Source organism: Paraburkholderia ginsengiterrae (assembly GCF_001645125.1).
In the GTDB taxonomy this organism is placed as follows: domain Bacteria; phylum Pseudomonadota; class Gammaproteobacteria; order Burkholderiales; family Burkholderiaceae; genus Paraburkholderia; species Paraburkholderia ginsengiterrae.
The window spans coordinates 18,205-35,926 of sequence record NZ_LXKA01000298.1 but is presented as its reverse complement, the minus strand read 5'-3'; the positions used below and the strand labels follow the sequence as shown (position 1 = coordinate 35,926).

Sequence of the window (17,722 nt, the reverse complement as noted above, 5' to 3'; positions counted from 1 at the left end):
ATGGACAGGATGGGTTAGGGCTGCCGGATCAGTGTGTGCTCGTGTTTTCGCCCGGCCCCACGCGGACCGCGCTCTTCGGCAGGCCCAGCAGGATCGTCAGGCCGCCGCCAATGACAAGTGCGATCAGGCCCAGCAGGCCGATCTGGATGCTGCCCGTCGCGCTCTTGATCCAGCCGATCAGCGTCGGGCTGACGAAGCCGCCGAGAATGCCCAGCGAGCTGATCACCGCGATACCGGCTGCGGCTGCGTCGCGGCCGAGATAGGTCGGCGGGATCGACCAGAACAGTGAGCCGCCGCCAAAAATGCAGAACGAGGCAACCGACAGCAGGACCATCACCGGGACAACCGCGGCGCCGAGAAAGGACGTGGAGGCCAGTGCCACCGCGCCAAGGACCAGGGTGCCACCGACATGCCAGCGGCGCTCCTTGAAACGGTCCGAGCTGCGGCTGATGACGAGTACGCCAAGCGCGCCGAAGATATAGGGCACCGCCGTGTACCAGCCGATCGTCGCGATCGGGGCGATGCCGAGACCTTTGATCATGGTCGGCAGCCAGAACGTGAGCGTGTAGACGGCACAGGCGCAGCAGAAATAGACGAAGGCAAGCACGTAGGTTTTCGGGTCCGCCAGCGCCGCGGCGAGCCTGCCTTGGTGTCCAGCTTTTGCTTCGCCCCGGTGGTCGGCGTCGAGGACCGACTGCACCAGCACTTTTTCTGCGGTATTGAGCCAAGGCGCGCGCGCCGGACCGTTCGGCAGCATGCGGTACAGCACGAACCCCAGCAGAACGGTCGGCAAGCCTTCGACGAGGAAGAGCCACTGCCATCCGTGCATGCCGCCCAGGCCCTCCATGCCGCTCATGATCGTTCCCGACAGCGGGCCGCCGAGGACGCCCGTAATCGGCATGCCGAACAGGAACAGGCCCGTCACCCGGCCGCGCCGCTGGCTCGGGTACCAGTACGTCAGATACAGAATGATGCCGGGGAAGAAGCCTGCTTCGAATAGGCCCAGCAGCATCCGGATCACATAGAAATGCCACGGTGCCGTGACGAAGGCGGTCGCCGCGGACGCAATGCCCCACAGCACCATGATCCGCAGGAAAGTGAGCCGCGCGCCGATCTTTTCGAGCAGCAGATTGCTGGGCACCTCGAACAGCAGGTAGGTGACGAAGAAGATGCCCGCACCGAGTCCATATACGGCATCGGAGAAAGCAAGATCCTGCTTCATCTGCAACTGCGCGTAGCCGATATTGATTCGATCGAGGAACGCGAACACGTACGCGATCAGCACGAGCGGCATGACGCGCCAGCTGATCTTGCGAAAGACGGTATCTTCGACAACGTGGCCTGCCGCGCTGTCGACGGGCACGGCTGAAGCGGGCAGCGGACGAGCGGGAATCATGCGTGTCTCCTGGTCTTGTATGACACGCATTATTTCGAGCGAGCGCTTGCGCGACTGTCGATGGCGCGACAGTGTCGGTCAGCGTAAACACCAGGCAATGCGACCAGACCACGCAGCCAGGCCACGCGCGAACGCGGCCGAAGCGCGATGTACCGTGCTAGCGCGCCAGCGCGCGAAGTCCAGGCAGATCCAGCACGACGATGCCGCCGTACTCGGTGCGCACGAGACCGGCATTCTTGAAGCGGGTCATCGCCTTATTGCACGTTTGACGCGATACGGCCGCCAGGTTGGCGAGTTCTTCCTGAGACATCGTGAGATGTCCCACCCCGCCCGGATTGGACAATGGGTGCACCATGCCCACCAGCGCCCGCGCGACAAGGCTGTCGGTATCAAGCAAGCCGTGCGCGGCGACTGCGCCCATGAACCAGTGCAGACGTTCGTTGACCTGCAGCAGCAGAAACTCGTTGAACGACGGTTGGGTCTCGCGAAGCCAGTTGAACGTGGCGTGTGGAATCTGCGCGACGCGGCTGTCGCGCAACGCGATGAGATCGGACTCGCGTGGTGCGTTGCGAATCAGCGTGCCTTCTCCGAACCAGCTGCCTACCGACTGTCCGCCTAACGTCACCGACTGTCCGTCGCGCGCGGTGATCGACCACTTGATGATGCCTTCGAGCACGCCGAACCATACGTGTTGCCGTTCGCCATGGTGCCCGAGGGTTTGGCCCCCGGCGACCGAGCGCTCCGATGTGTCAGCGCGCACGCGAGCCTTCACGGGCTCGTCCAGCCGCGCGAACCACGGCGACTGTGCGAGCAATTCGTCGAGCGTCAGCGAAACGGTGACCAATCGCTTTTGTCTGGTCATTTCCCGCTCCCCGAAGCGCTCGCGCTGCGGCCGATGCGAACTGTCGCCGCGGTGACAGTGCTGCGAGTGCAATACACGCACAATGGTCGGACTGGAAACTGGAGCATAGGCCCGTGAGTAAAGAAACTGTCTATCGTGTCAACGTGCAATTCGGCGATTGCGACCCGGCCGGGATCGTCTTTTTCCCGAACTTCTCGAGCTGGATGGACGCCGCATCGCACGATTATTTTATACAGTGCGGCCTGCCGCCATGGCGGGAGATGCAAACGCTGCCCCACTGCGTCGGCGCGCCGCTGCTGGAAGTCGCCACCCGTTTCCACACCTCGGCGACCTACGGCGAAAGTCTCGAGGTGCATTCCCGCATCGAGGAATGGCGCGGCAAGGTCTTTATCCAGAGCCATCGAATCATGCGCGGCGATACGCTGGTTTGCGAGGGTCGTGCGACTCGTGCGTTGTGTATCAAGCAGGACGGCGGACGGTTGAAAGCGGTCCCTGTGCCGGACTTTATACGCGCCGCCTGCGACTGAGCGGCGAGCGTGATCCAACTCGGAAAAGAGGATTCCATGACCATATCGAAATGCTCCCGCGTGCTGGTCACGGCGGGTGCGGGCGGAATAGGGCGGGCCATCACGGAAGCGTTCGTTTCGGCGGGCGCGAGTGTCTTTGTTTGCGACATCGATGAAGCGGCGCTTCAGCAAATGCAGGCGCAGTGGCCAGGCGTCAGGACAGCGGTGTGCGACATCGCCGATCGCGCGGCGGCGTCGCGCATGGTCGCGGACGCCGCGTCCGCGCTCGGTGGCCTGGACGTCCTGATCAACAACGCGGGCATTGCGGGACCGACCGCAAGTGTCGAGGAATTGGATCCGGACGCGTGGGAGGCGGTGCTCCGTCTGAACCTCACGGGCACATTCACGGTCACGCAGCAGGCCATTCCTTTCCTGAAGCAATCGGGCTCTGGCGTGATTCTCATCATGTCCTCTCTTGCCGGCCGCTTCGGTTATCCAAACCGCAGTCCCTACGCAACGACCAAATGGGGGCTCATTGGCTTCGCCAAGACCTTGTCGCGTGAACTGGGCGAGTTCGGCATACGCGTCAATGCAATCCTGCCGGGCGCCGTGGAAGGTCCGCGTATTCAGCAGGTTCTGGCGGGACGCGCGTCAGCCAGCGGCCGCACCGTCGAGCAGGAAGAGGCGGCTGCGCTCGCGAACCAGTCCATCAAGCATTTCGTCGATCCGGCGGACATCGCGGCGCTCGCTGTTTTTCTGGCATCCGACGCCGGGCGCTCCATTTCCGGGCAGATGATCCCCATCGACGGAGATTCACAAAGCGCGTCCTGAACTCAGGGTAAACATCCATCAGGACATGTTGTGCTTTAAAATAGTTGGTGTACGGAGTATATTCGTCGCCAGGATGATCGAGACTGATTGGAGGAAGACATCATGCAATTTCATAACGACGGTTTTCGCGTCGGAGATCCCACGATCGAGCCGGCCGCCGACGGTGCGCCGCGCGCGGACATGCCCGCTACGGTCGACGTGCTGATCGCCGGAAGCGGCCCGGCCGGGCTAGTGCTGGCGGCCCAGTTGTCGCAGTTCCCGTCGATTACGACGCGTATCGTCGAGCGCCGCTCGGGCCCGCTGCTGATGGGGCAAGCGGATGGTGTCGCGTGCCGCACGGTCGAGATGTTCAATGCATTTGGCCTGAGCGAGCGCCTGCTGCGCGAAGCTTATTGGGTCAACGAGACGGTCTTCTGGCGGCCCGATGCAAACGACCGCGGCGCGATCGGGCGTACCGGCCGTGTTCAGGATACCGAAACAGGTATCTCGGAGTTTCCGCACGTCATCGTCAATCAGGCGCGCGTGCAGGACTACCTGCTCGACGTGATGCGCCGCTCCGCGCAGCGGCTCGAACCGGACTACGATCTCGAAGTCGTGGAGGTGCAGCGCGATAACGAGGGCGAGTATCCGGTGCGCGTTACGCTGCGCCGCACGGATGCGGCGCGCCTCGATGAAGTGATCGTCGTGCGCGCGCGCTATGTCGTGGGCTGCGATGGCTCGCGCAGTCGCGTGCGCACGTCCATTGGTCAAACCCTGCGCGGCGATGCGGCCAATCATGCATGGGGCGTGATGGATGTGCTCGCGGTGACGGACTTTCCCGACATCCGGCTCAAGGCTGCGATTCAATCCGCGAACCAGGGCAACCTGCTCATCATTCCGCGCGAAGGCGGCTATCTCGTGCGCTTTTACGTCGACCTTGGCGAGGTCACGCCTGAGAATCGCGACACCGTCAAGCAGGTCACGGCCGAGCGCATGATTCAGACCGCGCAACGGATTCTGCATCCCTATACGCTCGACGTGAAAGAGGTTGCGTGGTTCTCCGTCTATGAAGTGGGGCAGCGTTTGACTGATCGCTTCGACGACGCGATCGCCGCCGACGGAACGTCTCGCGAGCCACGCGTGTTTATTGCCGGCGACGCCTGCCATACGCATAGTGCGAAAGCGGGTCAGGGCATGAATGTGTCGATGCAGGACGGGTTCAATCTCGGCTGGAAACTCGGCGCGGTGCTGCAAGGACGGAGTGGCGCCGACCTGCTGCGTTCGTACTCGGATGAACGCCAGCCCGTCGCGCAGGAGCTGATCGACTTCGACAAGGCATGGTCCGCGATGATGGCCGCGCCGCCGAAAGATCCCAACCGGCCCGATGCAGGCGGTGTCGATCCCGCCGAACTGCAGGCTTACTTCGTGCGGGCGGGCCGCTATACGGCGGGCGTCGCGACGCGATACCGGCCGGGTGCATTGACGGGCGAACCGACGTATCAATCGCTCGCCACCGGCATTACCATCGGCACGCGCTTTCATTCGGCACCCGTCGTTCGTCTCGCCGACGCCAAGCCGATGCAACTCGGCCACGTTGCGCGCGCCGACGGTCGCTGGCGCCTGTACGCTTTTTCGGACGCGAGCGGCCGTGCGCTTCATGCGCTGTGCGACCATCTCGCCAGGTCGCCGGATTCTGTCTTGCGTCTCGTCACGCCAGAAAATGCTGACGTGGATAGCGTCTTTGATCTGCGCGCTGTGTTGCAGCAGCCTCATCGCGAAGTGCGACTTGAAGATGTGCACGCGTTGCTGCTTCCGCGCAAAGGGCGCTACGGCCTCATCGACTACGAGAAGGCGTTTACGAGCGACGCATCGGCTGATATCTTCACTGAGCGCGGCATCGACCGCGAGCGGGGCGCACTGGTCGTGGTCCGCCCGGACCAGTATGTCGCGCATCTGCTTCCGCTGGACGCGTACGCTGAATTGAATGCGTTTTTGCGGCCCATTTTCCGAACGAACCCGCCTTCTCCTTGAACGCCGAGAAATTGCCAACCAAACACGATTACCCCGAAGCGCTGTCGAGATTCACGGGCAGCCTGGTGCGCCGCGCCCAGCAGCGTCACGTTGCGGTATGGCTCAGCGAAGTCTCCACCGAGATCACGAGCGTCCAGTACGCGGCGCTCGAAATCTTGCAGCGGGCGCCCGGCATCAACCAGCGGCAGCTGGGCGATGAACTCGACGTGGACCGTTCGACCATCGCCGATCTCGTCGCGCGCATGGTTCGCAACGAGTTGATCGAACGCTCGGACGATCCCGTCGACAAACGTAGCTATGTGCTCTTCCTGACACCTGAAGGCAAGAAGAATCTTGCGGCGTTGCGTCCGCGTGTCGAGGAGGTCGAGCGCGTTCTCACCGCGCGGCTGACTCAGCGCGAAAGTGTGGAGTTGCGGCGCCTGCTTTTGGCACTGTTGCCGCCCGGCGAATAGTGCGTTTATTATTCGCGGTGGCGTTCTGGAAGAGGTCGTTGCAGTCGCGAGAAGGGTAGCGGCTGTTTCGGATCGCCTGCGTTCGATCGCGGCCCGCTAGGCGCGGAGGCTTCTATGCCAATTGAGTAGGGCAGCGATCGGCTAAAACCATAATGACGCATCCGGTACCCAGAGTCCAAGGGGAAGCATGAAATTCGATTTCCATGAGACGATCGCTCGACTTGTCCTCATGTTCCTGCTGGGAATTGCCCTATCGGTCATCCTGAAGAGACTGGATTGGCCCAGTACTTTCTGGAAAGATGTTCTGTCCGGCGGCGGCTCATTCGTGTTGACTGACGTCTTTTTCAACTTCTCGTCGAATCAAAAGAAGCAATGACCGGCGTCGCCTTATGCTGAAAAGAAGTGCATTCGCCACGTTGCTATGCTTCGCCTTGTTGACGGGCAGCAAAGCGGCCGAGCAACCACCAAGGCCGCCAGGACCGGTCATGATGGTCCATTTCGATTACTACCCCAAGGACCGCGCGCGAATTCGCGCGCTCGAGCATCGGCTGGCAAGCGCGATAACGCGAGCGGGCGTTGGCGAGCTCGGTGAGACCGAGATTCACATCGACGGCAACGATGGCTATTTGTATATGTACGGCCCCGATCCCGATCGACTGTATGAGGTGGTCGGTCCTATCCTGAAGTCATCCAGACTGATGACGGACTCCGAAGTCACGAAGCACTATGGTGTGCGCACAGAGACGTTCGTGACAAACCGGGACGGCGCGCGATAACGAACTTGCGCGCCTACGATCCCGGGGGCCGGCTATATTCCGTCGATCATTGAACCCGCTTACGAAGGTTCGGTGTCCAGAAAAACGTAGAGTGCCTCGATCTTCCCATCACGAACGATGATGATATCCACGCCCGTATAGTCGGCCGCCTCACCACGCGGACCGGAGCCCCAGTTGAGCCGGCCCGCGTTGTGGAGGGGTTGAGCGTCACCGAGTGGCGTATAAACAAAATGCGGATGCGTCGCGCGAAGCTCTCCCGAGAATTTATCGAGCGCGTCGTGCCCGACGATCTTGGCCGCCGGCGTGTAGACCACGCAATCGTCGGTATAGAGTTCCTTGATGGCTGCGCGACGGCGTTGTGCGTCGCCTTCGCCAAATACTTCCTGAAGGTTGCGATAGAGCAGTTCGTTGATACGGTCGTTCATCTGGATACTCCTTGGTGATGGATGGCGGGATGAGTCACGTTGCGTTGCGTAGATGCCTGAGAAATGCGGGCTCGCATCGCGTTAGCGGGCGAGTGCCGTGGTCTTCGCAATGGCGGTGACGACAGCGGGGCGCGTCGAGATTTCTTCGAACCAGCGAGAGACAAACGGGAATTCGTCGAGCGTCGCGCCGATGGCCTGATGGCGCCATATCCACCCGAAATGGGCGATGTCCGCAATGCTGTACTCGACGCCGGCCACGTACGGATGGTGCTCGAGGACCTGGTTGAGCACGCCCAGCGTCCGGTCGACCTCCGCCAGCGCACGCGCTTTTGCTTCGGGCTGCGGCGACGTCTGGATCGCGACCAGGAATAACTGCAGAAACGCCGGGCTGAGGCCGGACGCGTGGAAGAACAGCTGCTCGAAGACTTTGCCGCGCTCTGGGCCCTCCTTTGGCAGAAGGTGGCCGGTCTTCTCCGCGAGGTAGACCAGGATCGCGGCCGACTCGCCGAGCGTCACGGCGCCGTCTCCGGGAACCGACCGGTCGATGAGAACCGGGACCTTCGCGTTCGGATTCATCGCCTTGAATGCGTCCGTCTTCTGCTCACCCTCGCGCAGGTTGACGGGAACGAGGCGGTAGTCGAGCCCCATCTCTTCCAGCGCGATGGGCACCTTGATGCTGTTGGGTGTGGCGAATGCATGAACTTCGAGCGTTGTGGTCATGGGAATTTCCTTGGTCGATTGGTCGCCGGTGAAGGCGCCCGTAGAGCGGTTAAAAGCGCTGTTGAAAGCGCGATTGGAACTGCGACAGGACAAATTTATGGCAACGTGCTATTTTTCGAAATAGAAATGATTGAAAACCATCGTTGCAGGATTGTCGATGTCAAAACTGCCGGACTTCGAAGGGTTCGCGATGTTCGCGAAGGTCGCGGAAGAGGGGTCGTTCGCCGGCGCGGCGACGGCGATGGGCGTCTCGGTTGCCACGGTTTCACGGGCGGTCACCCGCCTGGAAGAGCGGCTGGGGGGCAGGCTGTTTAACCGTACCTCGCGGCGGCTTGCACTCACGGACTACGGCCACATGCTCGCCGAGCGAGCGGCAAAAATTTACGCGGACGCCGAGGAGGCTGAAGATTTCGCTCGTGAGACCTCGAGCCGGCCGCGTGGACTGGTCAAGCTCGCCGCGCCACTCTCCTTTGGCGCTCGCTGGGTCGCGCCGCTCCTGCCGGATTTCTTCCGGATTTATCCGGATATCTCGGTGGATCTTCATCTGACGGATGTTCATGCCGATCTGATCGGGGAGGGCTTCGACGCCGCACTGCGCATCGCCATTCTGGAAGACTCGTCGCTCGCGGCACGCCTCATTGCACCCGTGCGCCGGTTTGTCGTGGCATCGCCTGCGTATCTGTCCCGCTATGGCCGTCCGCGGCATCCGCAAGATCTGGATGCACACCAGTGCCTCACCTACGTTAACCGGACCCGGCGCGATGTTTGGCGCTTTACCCGCTCAAGTGGCGAGGAATGCACGGTCACGCCAGGCGGAGCATTGCGCGTGACGAGCGTGGAAGCGTTGCTGCCCATGCTCGTCGCGGGACTGGGCATCGCAGAACTACCCGAGTTTGTCGCGACTCAGTATTTTCCGGACGAGCGGCTCGAACCGATCCTGACTGACTGGCGACTGCCTGAAGGTGGCCTGTACTTCGTGACCCCCACGGCTCGCGCGCGGCCGGCAAAGGTTAGCGCGCTGGCCGATTTCTTCATCTCCAGACTTGCCGAAGCGCAATGGAGCGCGGAGACGCTGATGGGTTGGAAACCGTCAGGCTCTTAGTCCGACAGCCGCAATTCCCCATGCGTCATGGAACTGCTCCTGTCGGATGCCGGCGGTTCAGGACTGCGCAGCGGGGGCGAGTTTGAAGTTCGCTTTGGCCCACGCGGCAAACTTCGTCGGCTGCACACCGGCGACTTTGTTGGCGAGTTCGATCGCGACGCGCGACTCCGTGCCGAGATACGTGTGCGCTTCGAAGTAGGCGAGCATTGACGCAATGCCCTCGGCGCCCGGGAACAAGCCGGCAAAAACCTCGCGCGGGACGTGCTGGAACGAGAAGTTGTTTCCCCGACTATTCAGCGTGGCGATAATTTCGTTGAAGCTCAGAAAATCGCCGGCAAGCGGCAAATGCTCACCGTGCCCAACGCGTTCCGGTTGCGCGAATGCGCCCGCCACGATGCGGCCGAGTTCAGCAATATCGCCCATGTGGATGACCCGTCGCTTGGGATCGAGCGGCAGCGCCCAGCCCGTGTTGCCATCCGGCAGTTGCTTCGGGGCCATGACGCCGGTCAGATTTTGATAGTAGAACGGAGCGATCACGAACGTGTGGTAGGCAAATCCAGCTTCGCGTACCACGCGCTCGAACTTCGCCTTGTTCGTGAAGTGGGAAACACTGATCTTGCCGCCGCTGATCGTCTCTACGTCAGGCAGCGTCGACCAGATCAGGTGTTGCACGCCGGCGGCCTTCGCCGCATTGACGGCGGCGAGGGCTTGCTCCGATTCGCCCGCACCGGCTTCCCAGGAGTTGGTGACCAGGAAAACGCCGTGTGCTCCGGCAAACGCGGCTTTCAGCGTTTCCGGACGATTGACATCCGCCAGAACGACTTCGTCACCCAGATTCGGATGTTTGGCCGGGTTGCGCGTGAGCGCACGCACTTTGAATCGACCGCTCGCCTGCAGCGCGCGCACAACGGCGCCGCCTTGCTGACCGGTTGCGCCGACGACGGCGATGAGCTTCTGGGTGTTCGACATGGTAGTTCTCTAGCGGATATCGTGTTGGAACAATGCGACCTCATGCGGCAAGCGCGGCGGTCTCCTTCTTTGCCGAGGCCAAAGCATCACTGCGTGCCTCTTCGCCCATCGCCACGCCTTCCGCGCGAATAAAGGTGATATCCGTGATGCCCAGGAAGCCGAAGGCCGCTTTCAGATAGGTTTCCTGATGATCGTAGGCGGCGACCGGCGAGGCCCCGCTGTAGACGCCACCACGCGACGAAGAAATGACCAGCTTCTTGCCGCCGCACAGTCCGACCGGGCCATGCTCGCCGTAGCGGAACGTCTTTCCGGCAACGGAGATGCGGTCGATCCAGGCCTTCAGTTGGGAGGGCACGCCAAGGTTGTACATCGGCGCGCCGAGGACCACGATATCGGCGGCGAGGAAGTCGTCGAGCGCGAGCTGGCCCAGCGCAACGTCGGCCTTCAACGCATCGTCGACGGGAGCGCCTTGCGCGGCCGCGAGGTGAGCAGCCGTCAGATGGCCGATCGGCGTGGCGGCGAGATCGAGACGCGTGACCGTCAGGTCGGGATGGCGAGCCTTGAAGGTCGCGACGACATCCGCCGACAGATCACGGCTGACAGAACCCTGCCCGAGGATGCTGGAATCAATGTGTAAGAGTTTCATGAGACTGATCTCCGGAGGGAATTACTGCTTGAGTGCTTCGGCCGAGATGAGCAGCTTGGTCTTCATGCCGAAGCCGTATGTCTTGCCAAAGTCGACGCCGAAATCGCTGCGATCGAATTCGCCCACCGCGTCCACGCCACAGACTTCACGCTTGAGCATCGGATGCGGCATGCACTTGAACGAGTCGATGGTCAGCGTCAGCGGCTTGGTCACGCCGTGCATGGTCAGGGTGCCGACCACCGAGTCCGGCTTGTCGCCTTTGAACTTGATCGTGCCCTTGTAGGTCGCGTCCGGGAACTTGGTCGCGTCGAAGAACTGATCCGTCTGCAGCATCTGGTCGAGCTTCGGGCTACCCGTGTTGACCGACGCAATAGTGGTCGTCACGTCAACGGTGCCGGTCTTTGCCGCGGCGTCGAGCGTCACCGTGCCCTGCGATTTGTTGAACTTGCCGCGCCAGACCGACAGGCCGCCGATGTGGTCGGCCTCGAAGCTCGGGTAGGTGTGGTCCGGATCGAACTGGTACGTCGTCACGCCGGCGAATGCCGAAATCGACAGGGTGGCGGCGAGTGCGCCCGCCGCGATCATCAGATGCTTCTTCAATTCAAACTCCTTGAAACGTTAAGTTGCCGCGCCCGTGCGCGGTATCGGTTGATGCAACGCCGCCGCGCTTACTTGTTGGCAACGATATGAAACTTGATCTGCACGTCGTCTGCGACGATCGACGTATCCTTCCACTCGCCGGTGCCGACGTTGAACGCAGAGCGCTTGACCGGCAGCACGCCGTCGAAGGTTTGCGTCGCGCCGCTCTGCGCAATCGTGACCGGTACCGTGATGGTCTCGGCACGGCCCTTGATCGTCAGCTTGCCGGTCACGTTGTACTTGTTGCCGCCGGCGGGCGCGATCGCCGACGACACAAAGGTCGCCTGCGGATACGTCTTGGCGTCGAACCAGTCCTTGCCGGCCACCTGGTCGTTGTACATCTTGTCGCCGAGGTCGAAGCTGGCGATGTCGATCGACACCTGCGCGCTGCCTTGCGTGGCATTCGCCGGGTCGAACTTGATCTGCGCCGCGAACTTCTTGAACACGCCCTCGGTCGGCACGTTCATCTGCTTCGAGATCGCGGACACTTTGCTCTTCGACAGGTCGGCGTCGGCCAGCGCCGCGCCCGACGCGACGAGCGAGGCGGCCACGAGCGTTGCCGCCATGAAGCGGGAGAATGACTTTTTCATTGGGTCCTTCATCTGGAAAAGGGGAGCATGCGTGACAGCAGGCCGTCGCGGTCGAGCACCTGATGCTTGACCACCGCGAGCAGGTGCAGCACGACAAGGGAAAGCAGAACGAAATTCAGACTCACATGAAGTGTCTTGAAGGCTTCCTTCAACACGGGATCGGGATCGATCAGACGCGGCAGCGGCACGACGCCGAGGTACACGACCGGGATGTTCGACGCCGAGCTGTAGAGGTAGCCGGTCATGGGAATCGCGAGCATCAGCACATACAGCAGGACGTGCACCGCGTGTGCGCCGAAGCGCTGCAGCGGCGGCAAGTCGGCCGGCAAGGGCGGCGGCATGTGGGTTGCGCGCCACAACACCCGCACGATGGCGAGCGCGAACACCGTGACGCCGATCCACTTGTGCCATGAGAAGTACCTGAGCTTCGTCGGCGTGAAGCCAGGGATGCTGGTCATCACCCAGCCGAGTGCGAAGCCGCAGATGATTAGCAGTGCGATAAGCCAGTGCAGCGCTATCGCGGTCCGCGTGTAGCCGGTCGGCGTGACCGGCACGGAATTCGAAGCCATGTGTTCCTCAAATTGACAAAAGGTCGGGGTCGCGGTCGGCCGGGCGATCAGTACACCTTGATGGCGTGCGGCGGCGAGCTCGATCGCAATTCGACCTGGCCTGCCGGCAGTCTGGAAACAGATGCCTACTGTGCGACACCTGAAGTATGGGGATGTAAGGCGTTTTGCACTAGATGGTAGAATAGGATTTGATTAATCCATTTTTGGAGGAATCCAATGCTCGATCTGAATGATCTCGCGATGTTCGTGCAGGTCGTGCGCGCCGGCAGCTTCTCCGAGGCGGCACGGCGCCTGCATATGCCGGCGAATACACTGAGCCGGCGCATCGATCAACTCGAAGTGCAGCTTGGCACACGTCTGCTGCATCGCTCTACACGCAAACTCGCGCTGAGCACGGAAGGGGAGGTGCTGTTCGAGCGCTATGCGCCGGCGCTTGACCAGATCCTCGAGATCGGGCGGCTCCATGCGGACAAGCAGGCACCGTCCGGCTCGGTTCGCGTCACCGCAATGGCCGGCCTGTTCGAATTCTTCCGCATGGAATGGCTGGCCGAGTTCTACGCGCGCTATCCGCAGGTTAGCGTCGACTTCCTGCTCGACGATTTGCCGTCCGATCTGATCGCCGAGCGTATCGACCTGGCCTTGCGCATGGGTGTCGAGACCAGTAGCGGTTTTAGAGTACGCCGGCTCGCGCCGAGTGCAATGATCCTCGCGGCGAGTCCCGCCTATCTGGCGCGGCGTTCTTCTCCACGCACGCTGCGCGAACTGGCCGACCACGACTGCCTCACCATTTCCACTCGCCAGGGCCGCAACACGTGGCGTCTGCAGGGGCCGCGCGGTACTCAGGAAGTGTCGATCAATAGCCGGTTTGCGGTCAACGATATGCGCGTGCTGACGCAGGCGTGTGTCGCGGGGCTCGGTATTGCGCTGTTGCCGCAGCTGATCGTTGAGGCCATCATCGCGCAAGGGAGGTTGATCCATTTGCTGCCGGCCTATCGGCGATCGAGCGCCGGACTCGGCCTGCAGCTCGTCTACACGAGCCGGCCGCCGGTGCCGCCCGCGGTCGCGGCTTTTGCTGATTTTCTGTTGGAGAAACTGGGCGAGGCGCTGGCACTTCCCGCAGAGAAGCCTGCGAGCCGATAATTAGGCCGCCGGGCCGCCCAACGAACCGCGAACGCGGCAATGACGCGGGGCAGTTACTCTTCCACGCACTGACGCGTTTCAAGCCTGCTCAGCATCGCTTCAAAACCCTCGATGGGAAGCGGGCGGCAGAAATAGAAACCCTGATACGCGTAGCATCCCGCGGCAGCGAGGAAGTCGCGCTGAGCCTCGGTCTCGACGCCTTCGGCGATGACACCCAGGCCGAGGCTGCGCGCCAGCGCCACAATGGTCCTTGCGATCACGGCGTCGTTGAGATCGACCAGCACGTCGCGCACGAAAGAGCGGTCGATTTTCAGTTGATCCAGTGGCAGGCGTTTCAGATAGGACAACGACGAATACCCAATGCCAAAGTCGTCGAGCGAAAAGACGATGCCCTTGGCCTTGAGCGCGCTCATCTTCTGGATGATGTCCTGCACGTTGTCGACCAGCACGCTTTCCGTCAACTCCAGCTTCAGCCGGTCGGGCCTTGCGCCCGTGCGGCTGAGAATGGCGAAGATCTTGTTGACAAAGTCGGGTTCGCCGAACTGCTGGGCGCTGACATTGACCGCAATGGAAAGATGCGCCGTTTCCGGCCGCCTGGCCCAGCGCGCCAGTTGCGCACAGGCGGTTTCGAGAACCCAACTGCCCAGCGCGAGGATCAGCCCAGTTTCCTCCGCCAGCGGAATGAATTCGGCGGGCGGCACGATGCCGCGCGTAGGATGCTGCCAGCGCACCAGGGCTTCGGCGCCCGTGATGCGGTTGTGTTCGATCTGTGCCTGGTAATGGAGCAGGAACTGATTTTCCTCGATGGCGTTGCGCAATCCCGCTTCGAGCGCGGCCCGCTCCACCACGACGGTCTGCATGTCCGGATCGAAGAAACGCACCGCGTTGCGTCCGCGTTCCTTGGACTTGTACATGGCGAGGTCGGCCTGTTTCAGGAGTTCGTCGATCGAGGCCTGATGCCCCCTGAACACCGTGGCGCCGATGCTCGCGGTGCTGCGGTACTCGATCTCGCCGAGTTGATACGGACTGCCGAGGACGGCGAGGATTTTCTCGCCCATGGCCTCGGTTTGATTGGCTGCCTCCTGCCGGTCCTTGTGCAGGTTCCCCAGCACCACGACGAACTCGTCGCCTCCCACGCGGGCCACGGTGTCGCTCTCGAGCACGCTGTCCGCCAGACGTTGCGCCACCTGCTTGAGCAGCAGATCGCCTTTGTCGTGACCCAGTGTGTCGTTCAGCGTCTTGAAGTGATCCAGATCGATGAAGAGCAGGGCGCCGCAGTCTTCGCTGCGGGCACTGGCCGTAATGGCCTGCCTCAGCCGATCCAGCAGCAGCGTGCGGTTGGGCAGGCGCGTCAGCGCGTCGAAGAAGGCCAGTTCCTTGATTTTCTCTTCGGCGATCTTGCGTTCGGTAATGTCCTGATGGGTGCCGACATAGTGGCTGACGATACCGTCGTCGCCCGTCACGGCGGAGATCGTGAGCCACTTCGGATACACTTCGCCGTTCTTGCGGCAGTCCCAGATTTCACCTTGCCATCCACCGGCATGATGGATCGCTTCCCACATCGCCTTGAAGAAGGCGGTGTCGTGGCGGCCCGACTGAAGCACGCGTGGCGTCTTGCCCACGATTTCCTCGGCCGTATAGCCGGTGCATTCGGTGAACGCCGAATTGACGCGCAGGATTTTGCCGGCGGCATCGGTGATCATCATCGGCTCCATCGAATCGAACGCGACCGCGGCAATGCGCAGTTCGGCCTCGGCGTGCTTGCGCTCCGTGATGTCGCGGCTGCTCGTGCGAAAGCCGATGAAATCGCCCCTCGAACTGGCGATCGGAACGTAGGACGCGGACAGCCACATGAGGGAGCCGTCCTTGCGAACGCAGCGGAACTCCAGGTCGTCGCCGCGAAAACCGTTCAGCGCTTTCTTGAACTCGGGTGAAACGCGCGGAATATCCTCCGGATAGATCACGGTGCCGCTGAAGTCGGACATCGCCATGCACTCGTCGACCGTGTAGCCGATGTACTGCTCCACCGCCGAATTGATCCAGCGTGGCTTGCCGTCGGTTCCCCACCAGATTTCCCAGTTGACCGTACAGTCGGCAATCGCGCGGAATTTCTCCTCGCTTTCGCGCAATTCCCGGGTCATTGCAGAGGCGAGCCGCATCGTGCGGCCGCGGCCCGTCATGATCAGCCAGGTGAGCAGCCCCAGCAGCAGGCTGAGACCCGTGCCGGTGCCGGCGATCGCCAGCGAGGCGTTACGGCCAAAACGTGCCTTGAAGTCGTCCTGGGCGCTCATGGACAGCGTCCAGTCGTGGCCGCCGACCACCAGATATTCATTGGCCGACATGTCCGTCGCCTGATGATGCCCGGCCGTTTCCGGCGTCTTGTGCAGGAGTGCCGCGGGCGACGGCTCCACGCCGTCGTAGATGGCGATCGTGAGGCCGGGCAACTGCTCGCCATACAGGCTGGCGACCACGTCGTGCATGCTGAACGAGGCGTAGACCCAGCCGACCAGATGCGCGCGGCGCTGGGCGGCGCTATCCTGCGGCTGCCCGCGGGCATAGATCGGCAGGTACATGATGAACCCCGTGCGAGAGCGGGATTCGTTGTCCACCAACAGGCTGACCTTGCCGGACACGGTCGCCATGCCGGAGTCGCGCGCCTGTTCCATGGCGCGCCGCCGTACCGGGTCCGCCCACGCGTCGTAGCCGAACGCCGGGCGATCGACGCCGTTATGCGGCTCGCGCTCAATGATGAGCGCGTGGTCCTCGTGCGGGACGGATGGCGGCAACGTGAAGCCGCGCAACGCCTGCTGGCGCAGGGTGGCTTCGCGGCCGTCCGTTTGCGCCGCCGGCACCCACGCGGCGACGCCGATGGCCCGGATGCCGGAAAAGTTGGCGTCGACATTGAGCGTGTCGACGTAGCCGCGAAAGCGCTCCGGGTCCATCTCCGCGCTGGCGGCAAAGAGGCTCTGCACGCCGCGCAGCATGAGTTCGTAGGTGCCCATGCGCTGCTCGATCCGGCTGACTGCATCGCCCAGCGCGAAGTCGAACTGGGCCTGCAACTCATGACGGGCAGCTTGCCGCTCGTGGTCCCAAAGCGTCCACGTCACGCTGAGCGCAGCGGACAGGACCAGTAGCGGGAGCAGGACAAGGCGCGTCCAGTTCACGGCGGCGTCTGGAAGTCGACCATCGAATCGGCGAGGTCGGGTTTGAAATACTTTTCGAAGATCCGCCGGACGGTGCCGTCCGCGCGCATGTCGTTCACCAGAGCGCGCCATTTTTCCCGCTCGGCCGGCGGCAGCGCCTTCTTCGACATGATGAGACCGTGAGGTATCGCGGGGTCGTCGAACTCCACGATGGTGGTCACGTCGCGGATGCGCTTTTCGTCGATCGCAGGGTAATCGAAAGGCTCGATGATCATGCCCTGGATGCGCCGGAGAATCAGCGCCTGATACAGCGGATCCAGCCCGCCGGCCTGGCTGACGCGGTTTTCGGCCGAGAGCGTGTCCACCAGCCGGTTGGCGGATTCGCTGTAGCGGAAGCTGCGGATCACGCCGAGCTGAAACTGGTCGTTGTGCTCGAAATCGGACATTCGATGGATGCCCGCATCCTTGCGCACCAGCAAATAGTATTTGTTGCTGAAATACCAGGCGAAATCCGCGTATTGATTACGCTCGTCGTTGGCAATGCCCGACAGGCTGAAATCGAGTGCGCCGGATTCGATCAGCTTCCAGATTCGAGCCCGTGACATGAGGCTGACTCTGATCTGGCAACCGCTGCGGCGGCTCAATTCTTCGGCGAAGTCCTTGTCGATCCCGGTGTCAGTGTCGGCCGAATAGAGCAGGCCATGATCGTGCAACGCCAGCGTATACGAACGCGAACAGTCGGGGCCCGCGGCCATGGCGCTGCCAAGACAGCTCAGCGCAAGCAGCAGACCACCCAGGCCATGTCGAATCACAATCTCTCCATCCTGCGAAGGTGACTTGAGTACCGCATTTCGTTATTTCAGCCATGCGTTGATGACAGATGCCACCGTGTCATCACATTGAATCTGGCAGATGAGCGCGCGTATTTCCGGACTGGCCAGCATAC

Annotated in this window: 19 protein-coding genes; 8 read left to right on the top strand and 11 right to left on the bottom strand. The window is 62.2% G+C overall.

All coding sequences use genetic code 11. The features are described 5' to 3' along the window. Positions 1 to 28 precede the first annotated feature (28 nt). Together A6V37_RS21065 and A6V37_RS21060 are read right to left on the bottom strand one after the other, a co-directional pair. Positions 29 to 1,396 (bottom strand): MFS transporter, encoded by a 1,368-nt coding sequence (locus A6V37_RS21065; protein WP_064269129.1) that lies wholly within the window; start codon positions 1,394 to 1,396, stop codon positions 29 to 31. Between the two features lie 157 nt (positions 1,397 to 1,553). Then, positions 1,554 to 2,258: a Crp/Fnr family transcriptional regulator gene (locus A6V37_RS21060; protein WP_064269126.1), complete on the bottom strand. Its 705-nt coding sequence runs from the start codon at positions 2,256 to 2,258 to the stop codon at positions 1,554 to 1,556. Positions 2,259 to 2,371: 113 nt separating this feature from the next. Here A6V37_RS21060 and A6V37_RS21055 point away from each other — a divergent pair, with 113 nt between their 5' ends. The 6 genes from A6V37_RS21055 (at position 2,372) to A6V37_RS21030 (ending at position 6,833) form a co-directional block, all read left to right on the top strand. Next, positions 2,372 to 2,785: an acyl-CoA thioesterase gene (locus tag A6V37_RS21055; protein WP_064269124.1), complete on the top strand. Its 414-nt coding sequence runs from the start codon at positions 2,372 to 2,374 to the stop codon at positions 2,783 to 2,785. 36 nt (positions 2,786 to 2,821) lie between these two features. Then, positions 2,822 to 3,595, top strand: a complete 774-nt coding sequence (locus A6V37_RS21050) for an SDR family oxidoreductase (RefSeq protein ID WP_064269122.1) — start codon at positions 2,822 to 2,824, stop codon at positions 3,593 to 3,595. A gap of 102 nt (positions 3,596 to 3,697) precedes the next feature. Then, complete coding sequence (locus A6V37_RS21045; protein ID WP_064269204.1) at positions 3,698 to 5,605, top strand: FAD-binding monooxygenase; 1,908 nt, start codon at positions 3,698 to 3,700, stop codon at positions 5,603 to 5,605. Between the two features lie 11 nt (positions 5,606 to 5,616). Further along, on the top strand, positions 5,617 to 6,057 hold the full coding sequence (locus A6V37_RS21040; RefSeq protein WP_064269203.1) for a MarR family winged helix-turn-helix transcriptional regulator: 441 nt from the start codon (positions 5,617 to 5,619) through the stop codon (positions 6,055 to 6,057). Positions 6,058 to 6,244: 187 nt separating this feature from the next. Next, positions 6,245 to 6,433: a hypothetical protein gene (locus tag A6V37_RS21035; protein ID WP_064269120.1), complete on the top strand. Its 189-nt coding sequence runs from the start codon at positions 6,245 to 6,247 to the stop codon at positions 6,431 to 6,433. Between the two features lie 109 nt (positions 6,434 to 6,542). Then, entirely contained in the window at positions 6,543 to 6,833 is a 291-nt protein-coding gene (locus tag A6V37_RS21030; protein ID WP_064269118.1) for a hypothetical protein, read from the top strand. A 59-nt stretch (positions 6,834 to 6,892) separates the two neighbouring features. Here A6V37_RS21030 and A6V37_RS21025 read toward each other — a convergent pair whose 3' ends face one another. Continuing rightward, on the bottom strand, positions 6,893 to 7,258 hold the full coding sequence (locus A6V37_RS21025) for a nuclear transport factor 2 family protein (RefSeq protein WP_064269116.1): 366 nt from the start codon (positions 7,256 to 7,258) through the stop codon (positions 6,893 to 6,895). 81 nt (positions 7,259 to 7,339) lie between these two features. After that, complete coding sequence (locus A6V37_RS21020; protein WP_064269114.1) at positions 7,340 to 7,978, bottom strand: glutathione S-transferase family protein; 639 nt, start codon at positions 7,976 to 7,978, stop codon at positions 7,340 to 7,342. 157 nt (positions 7,979 to 8,135) lie between these two features. Between A6V37_RS21020 and A6V37_RS21015 the strand changes: the two genes are divergently transcribed. Further along, positions 8,136 to 9,080: a LysR family transcriptional regulator gene (locus tag A6V37_RS21015; protein ID WP_064269112.1), complete on the top strand. Its 945-nt coding sequence runs from the start codon at positions 8,136 to 8,138 to the stop codon at positions 9,078 to 9,080. A 57-nt stretch (positions 9,081 to 9,137) separates the two neighbouring features. Here A6V37_RS21015 and A6V37_RS21010 read toward each other — a convergent pair whose 3' ends face one another. The 5 genes from A6V37_RS21010 to A6V37_RS20990 form a co-directional block, all read right to left on the bottom strand. Continuing rightward, a complete protein-coding gene (locus A6V37_RS21010; protein ID WP_064269110.1) occupies positions 9,138 to 10,049 on the bottom strand; it encodes an NmrA/HSCARG family protein in 912 nt (303 codons plus the stop codon). Between the two features lie 40 nt (positions 10,050 to 10,089). Continuing rightward, the gene (locus tag A6V37_RS21005) at positions 10,090 to 10,695 is read right to left on the bottom strand and encodes an FMN-dependent NADH-azoreductase (protein ID WP_064269108.1); all 606 of its coding nucleotides are present in this window, start codon (positions 10,693 to 10,695) and stop codon (positions 10,090 to 10,092) included. A 21-nt stretch (positions 10,696 to 10,716) separates the two neighbouring features. After that, positions 10,717 to 11,295, bottom strand: a complete 579-nt coding sequence (locus A6V37_RS21000; RefSeq protein WP_064269106.1) for a YceI family protein — start codon at positions 11,293 to 11,295, stop codon at positions 10,717 to 10,719. Between the two features lie 68 nt (positions 11,296 to 11,363). Next, entirely contained in the window at positions 11,364 to 11,924 is a 561-nt protein-coding gene (locus A6V37_RS20995; protein ID WP_064269103.1) for a YceI family protein, read from the bottom strand. Positions 11,925 to 11,932: 8 nt separating this feature from the next. After that, the gene (locus A6V37_RS20990) at positions 11,933 to 12,493 is read right to left on the bottom strand and encodes a cytochrome b (protein ID WP_064269102.1); all 561 of its coding nucleotides are present in this window, start codon (positions 12,491 to 12,493) and stop codon (positions 11,933 to 11,935) included. A gap of 216 nt (positions 12,494 to 12,709) precedes the next feature. Here A6V37_RS20990 and A6V37_RS20985 point away from each other — a divergent pair, with 216 nt between their 5' ends. Further along, positions 12,710 to 13,633: a LysR family transcriptional regulator gene (locus A6V37_RS20985; RefSeq protein WP_064269100.1), complete on the top strand. Its 924-nt coding sequence runs from the start codon at positions 12,710 to 12,712 to the stop codon at positions 13,631 to 13,633. A 53-nt stretch (positions 13,634 to 13,686) separates the two neighbouring features. On the opposite strand, the gene A6V37_RS20980 is transcribed toward A6V37_RS20985, so the two are convergent. After that, the gene (locus tag A6V37_RS20980; protein ID WP_064269098.1) at positions 13,687 to 16,797 is read right to left on the bottom strand and encodes a bifunctional diguanylate cyclase/phosphodiesterase; all 3,111 of its coding nucleotides are present in this window, start codon (positions 16,795 to 16,797) and stop codon (positions 13,687 to 13,689) included. Then, on the bottom strand, positions 16,794 to 17,588 hold the full coding sequence (locus tag A6V37_RS20975; protein WP_064269096.1) for a substrate-binding periplasmic protein: 795 nt from the start codon (positions 17,586 to 17,588) through the stop codon (positions 16,794 to 16,796). The genes A6V37_RS20980 and A6V37_RS20975 overlap by 4 nt, the downstream gene beginning before the upstream one ends. Positions 17,589 to 17,722 lie beyond the last annotated feature (134 nt).

Excerpts from the sequence above, each read along its gene's own strand:
- A6V37_RS21065 (WP_064269129.1), bottom strand. The coding sequence starts at position 1,396 with ATGATTCCCGCTCGTCCGCTGCCCGCTTCAGCCGTGCCCGTCGACAGC.
- A6V37_RS21060 (WP_064269126.1), bottom strand. The coding sequence starts at position 2,258 with ATGACCAGACAAAAGCGATTGGTCACCGTTTCGCTGACGCTCGACGAA.
- A6V37_RS21050 (WP_064269122.1), top strand. The coding sequence starts at position 2,822 with ATGACCATATCGAAATGCTCCCGCGTGCTGGTCACGGCGGGTGCGGGC.
- A6V37_RS21045 (WP_064269204.1), top strand. The coding sequence starts at position 3,698 with ATGCAATTTCATAACGACGGTTTTCGCGTCGGAGATCCCACGATCGAG.
- A6V37_RS21035 (WP_064269120.1), top strand. The coding sequence starts at position 6,245 with ATGAAATTCGATTTCCATGAGACGATCGCTCGACTTGTCCTCATGTTC.
- A6V37_RS21030 (WP_064269118.1), top strand. The coding sequence starts at position 6,543 with ATGATGGTCCATTTCGATTACTACCCCAAGGACCGCGCGCGAATTCGC.
- A6V37_RS21025 (WP_064269116.1), bottom strand. The coding sequence starts at position 7,258 with ATGAACGACCGTATCAACGAACTGCTCTATCGCAACCTTCAGGAAGTA.
- A6V37_RS21020 (WP_064269114.1), bottom strand. The coding sequence starts at position 7,978 with ATGACCACAACGCTCGAAGTTCATGCATTCGCCACACCCAACAGCATC.
- A6V37_RS21015 (WP_064269112.1), top strand. The coding sequence starts at position 8,136 with ATGTCAAAACTGCCGGACTTCGAAGGGTTCGCGATGTTCGCGAAGGTC.
- A6V37_RS21010 (WP_064269110.1), bottom strand. The coding sequence starts at position 10,049 with ATGTCGAACACCCAGAAGCTCATCGCCGTCGTCGGCGCAACCGGTCAG.
- A6V37_RS21005 (WP_064269108.1), bottom strand. The coding sequence starts at position 10,695 with ATGAAACTCTTACACATTGATTCCAGCATCCTCGGGCAGGGTTCTGTC.
- A6V37_RS20995 (WP_064269103.1), bottom strand. The coding sequence starts at position 11,924 with ATGAAAAAGTCATTCTCCCGCTTCATGGCGGCAACGCTCGTGGCCGCC.
- A6V37_RS20990 (WP_064269102.1), bottom strand. The coding sequence starts at position 12,493 with ATGGCTTCGAATTCCGTGCCGGTCACGCCGACCGGCTACACGCGGACC.
- A6V37_RS20985 (WP_064269100.1), top strand. The coding sequence starts at position 12,710 with ATGCTCGATCTGAATGATCTCGCGATGTTCGTGCAGGTCGTGCGCGCC.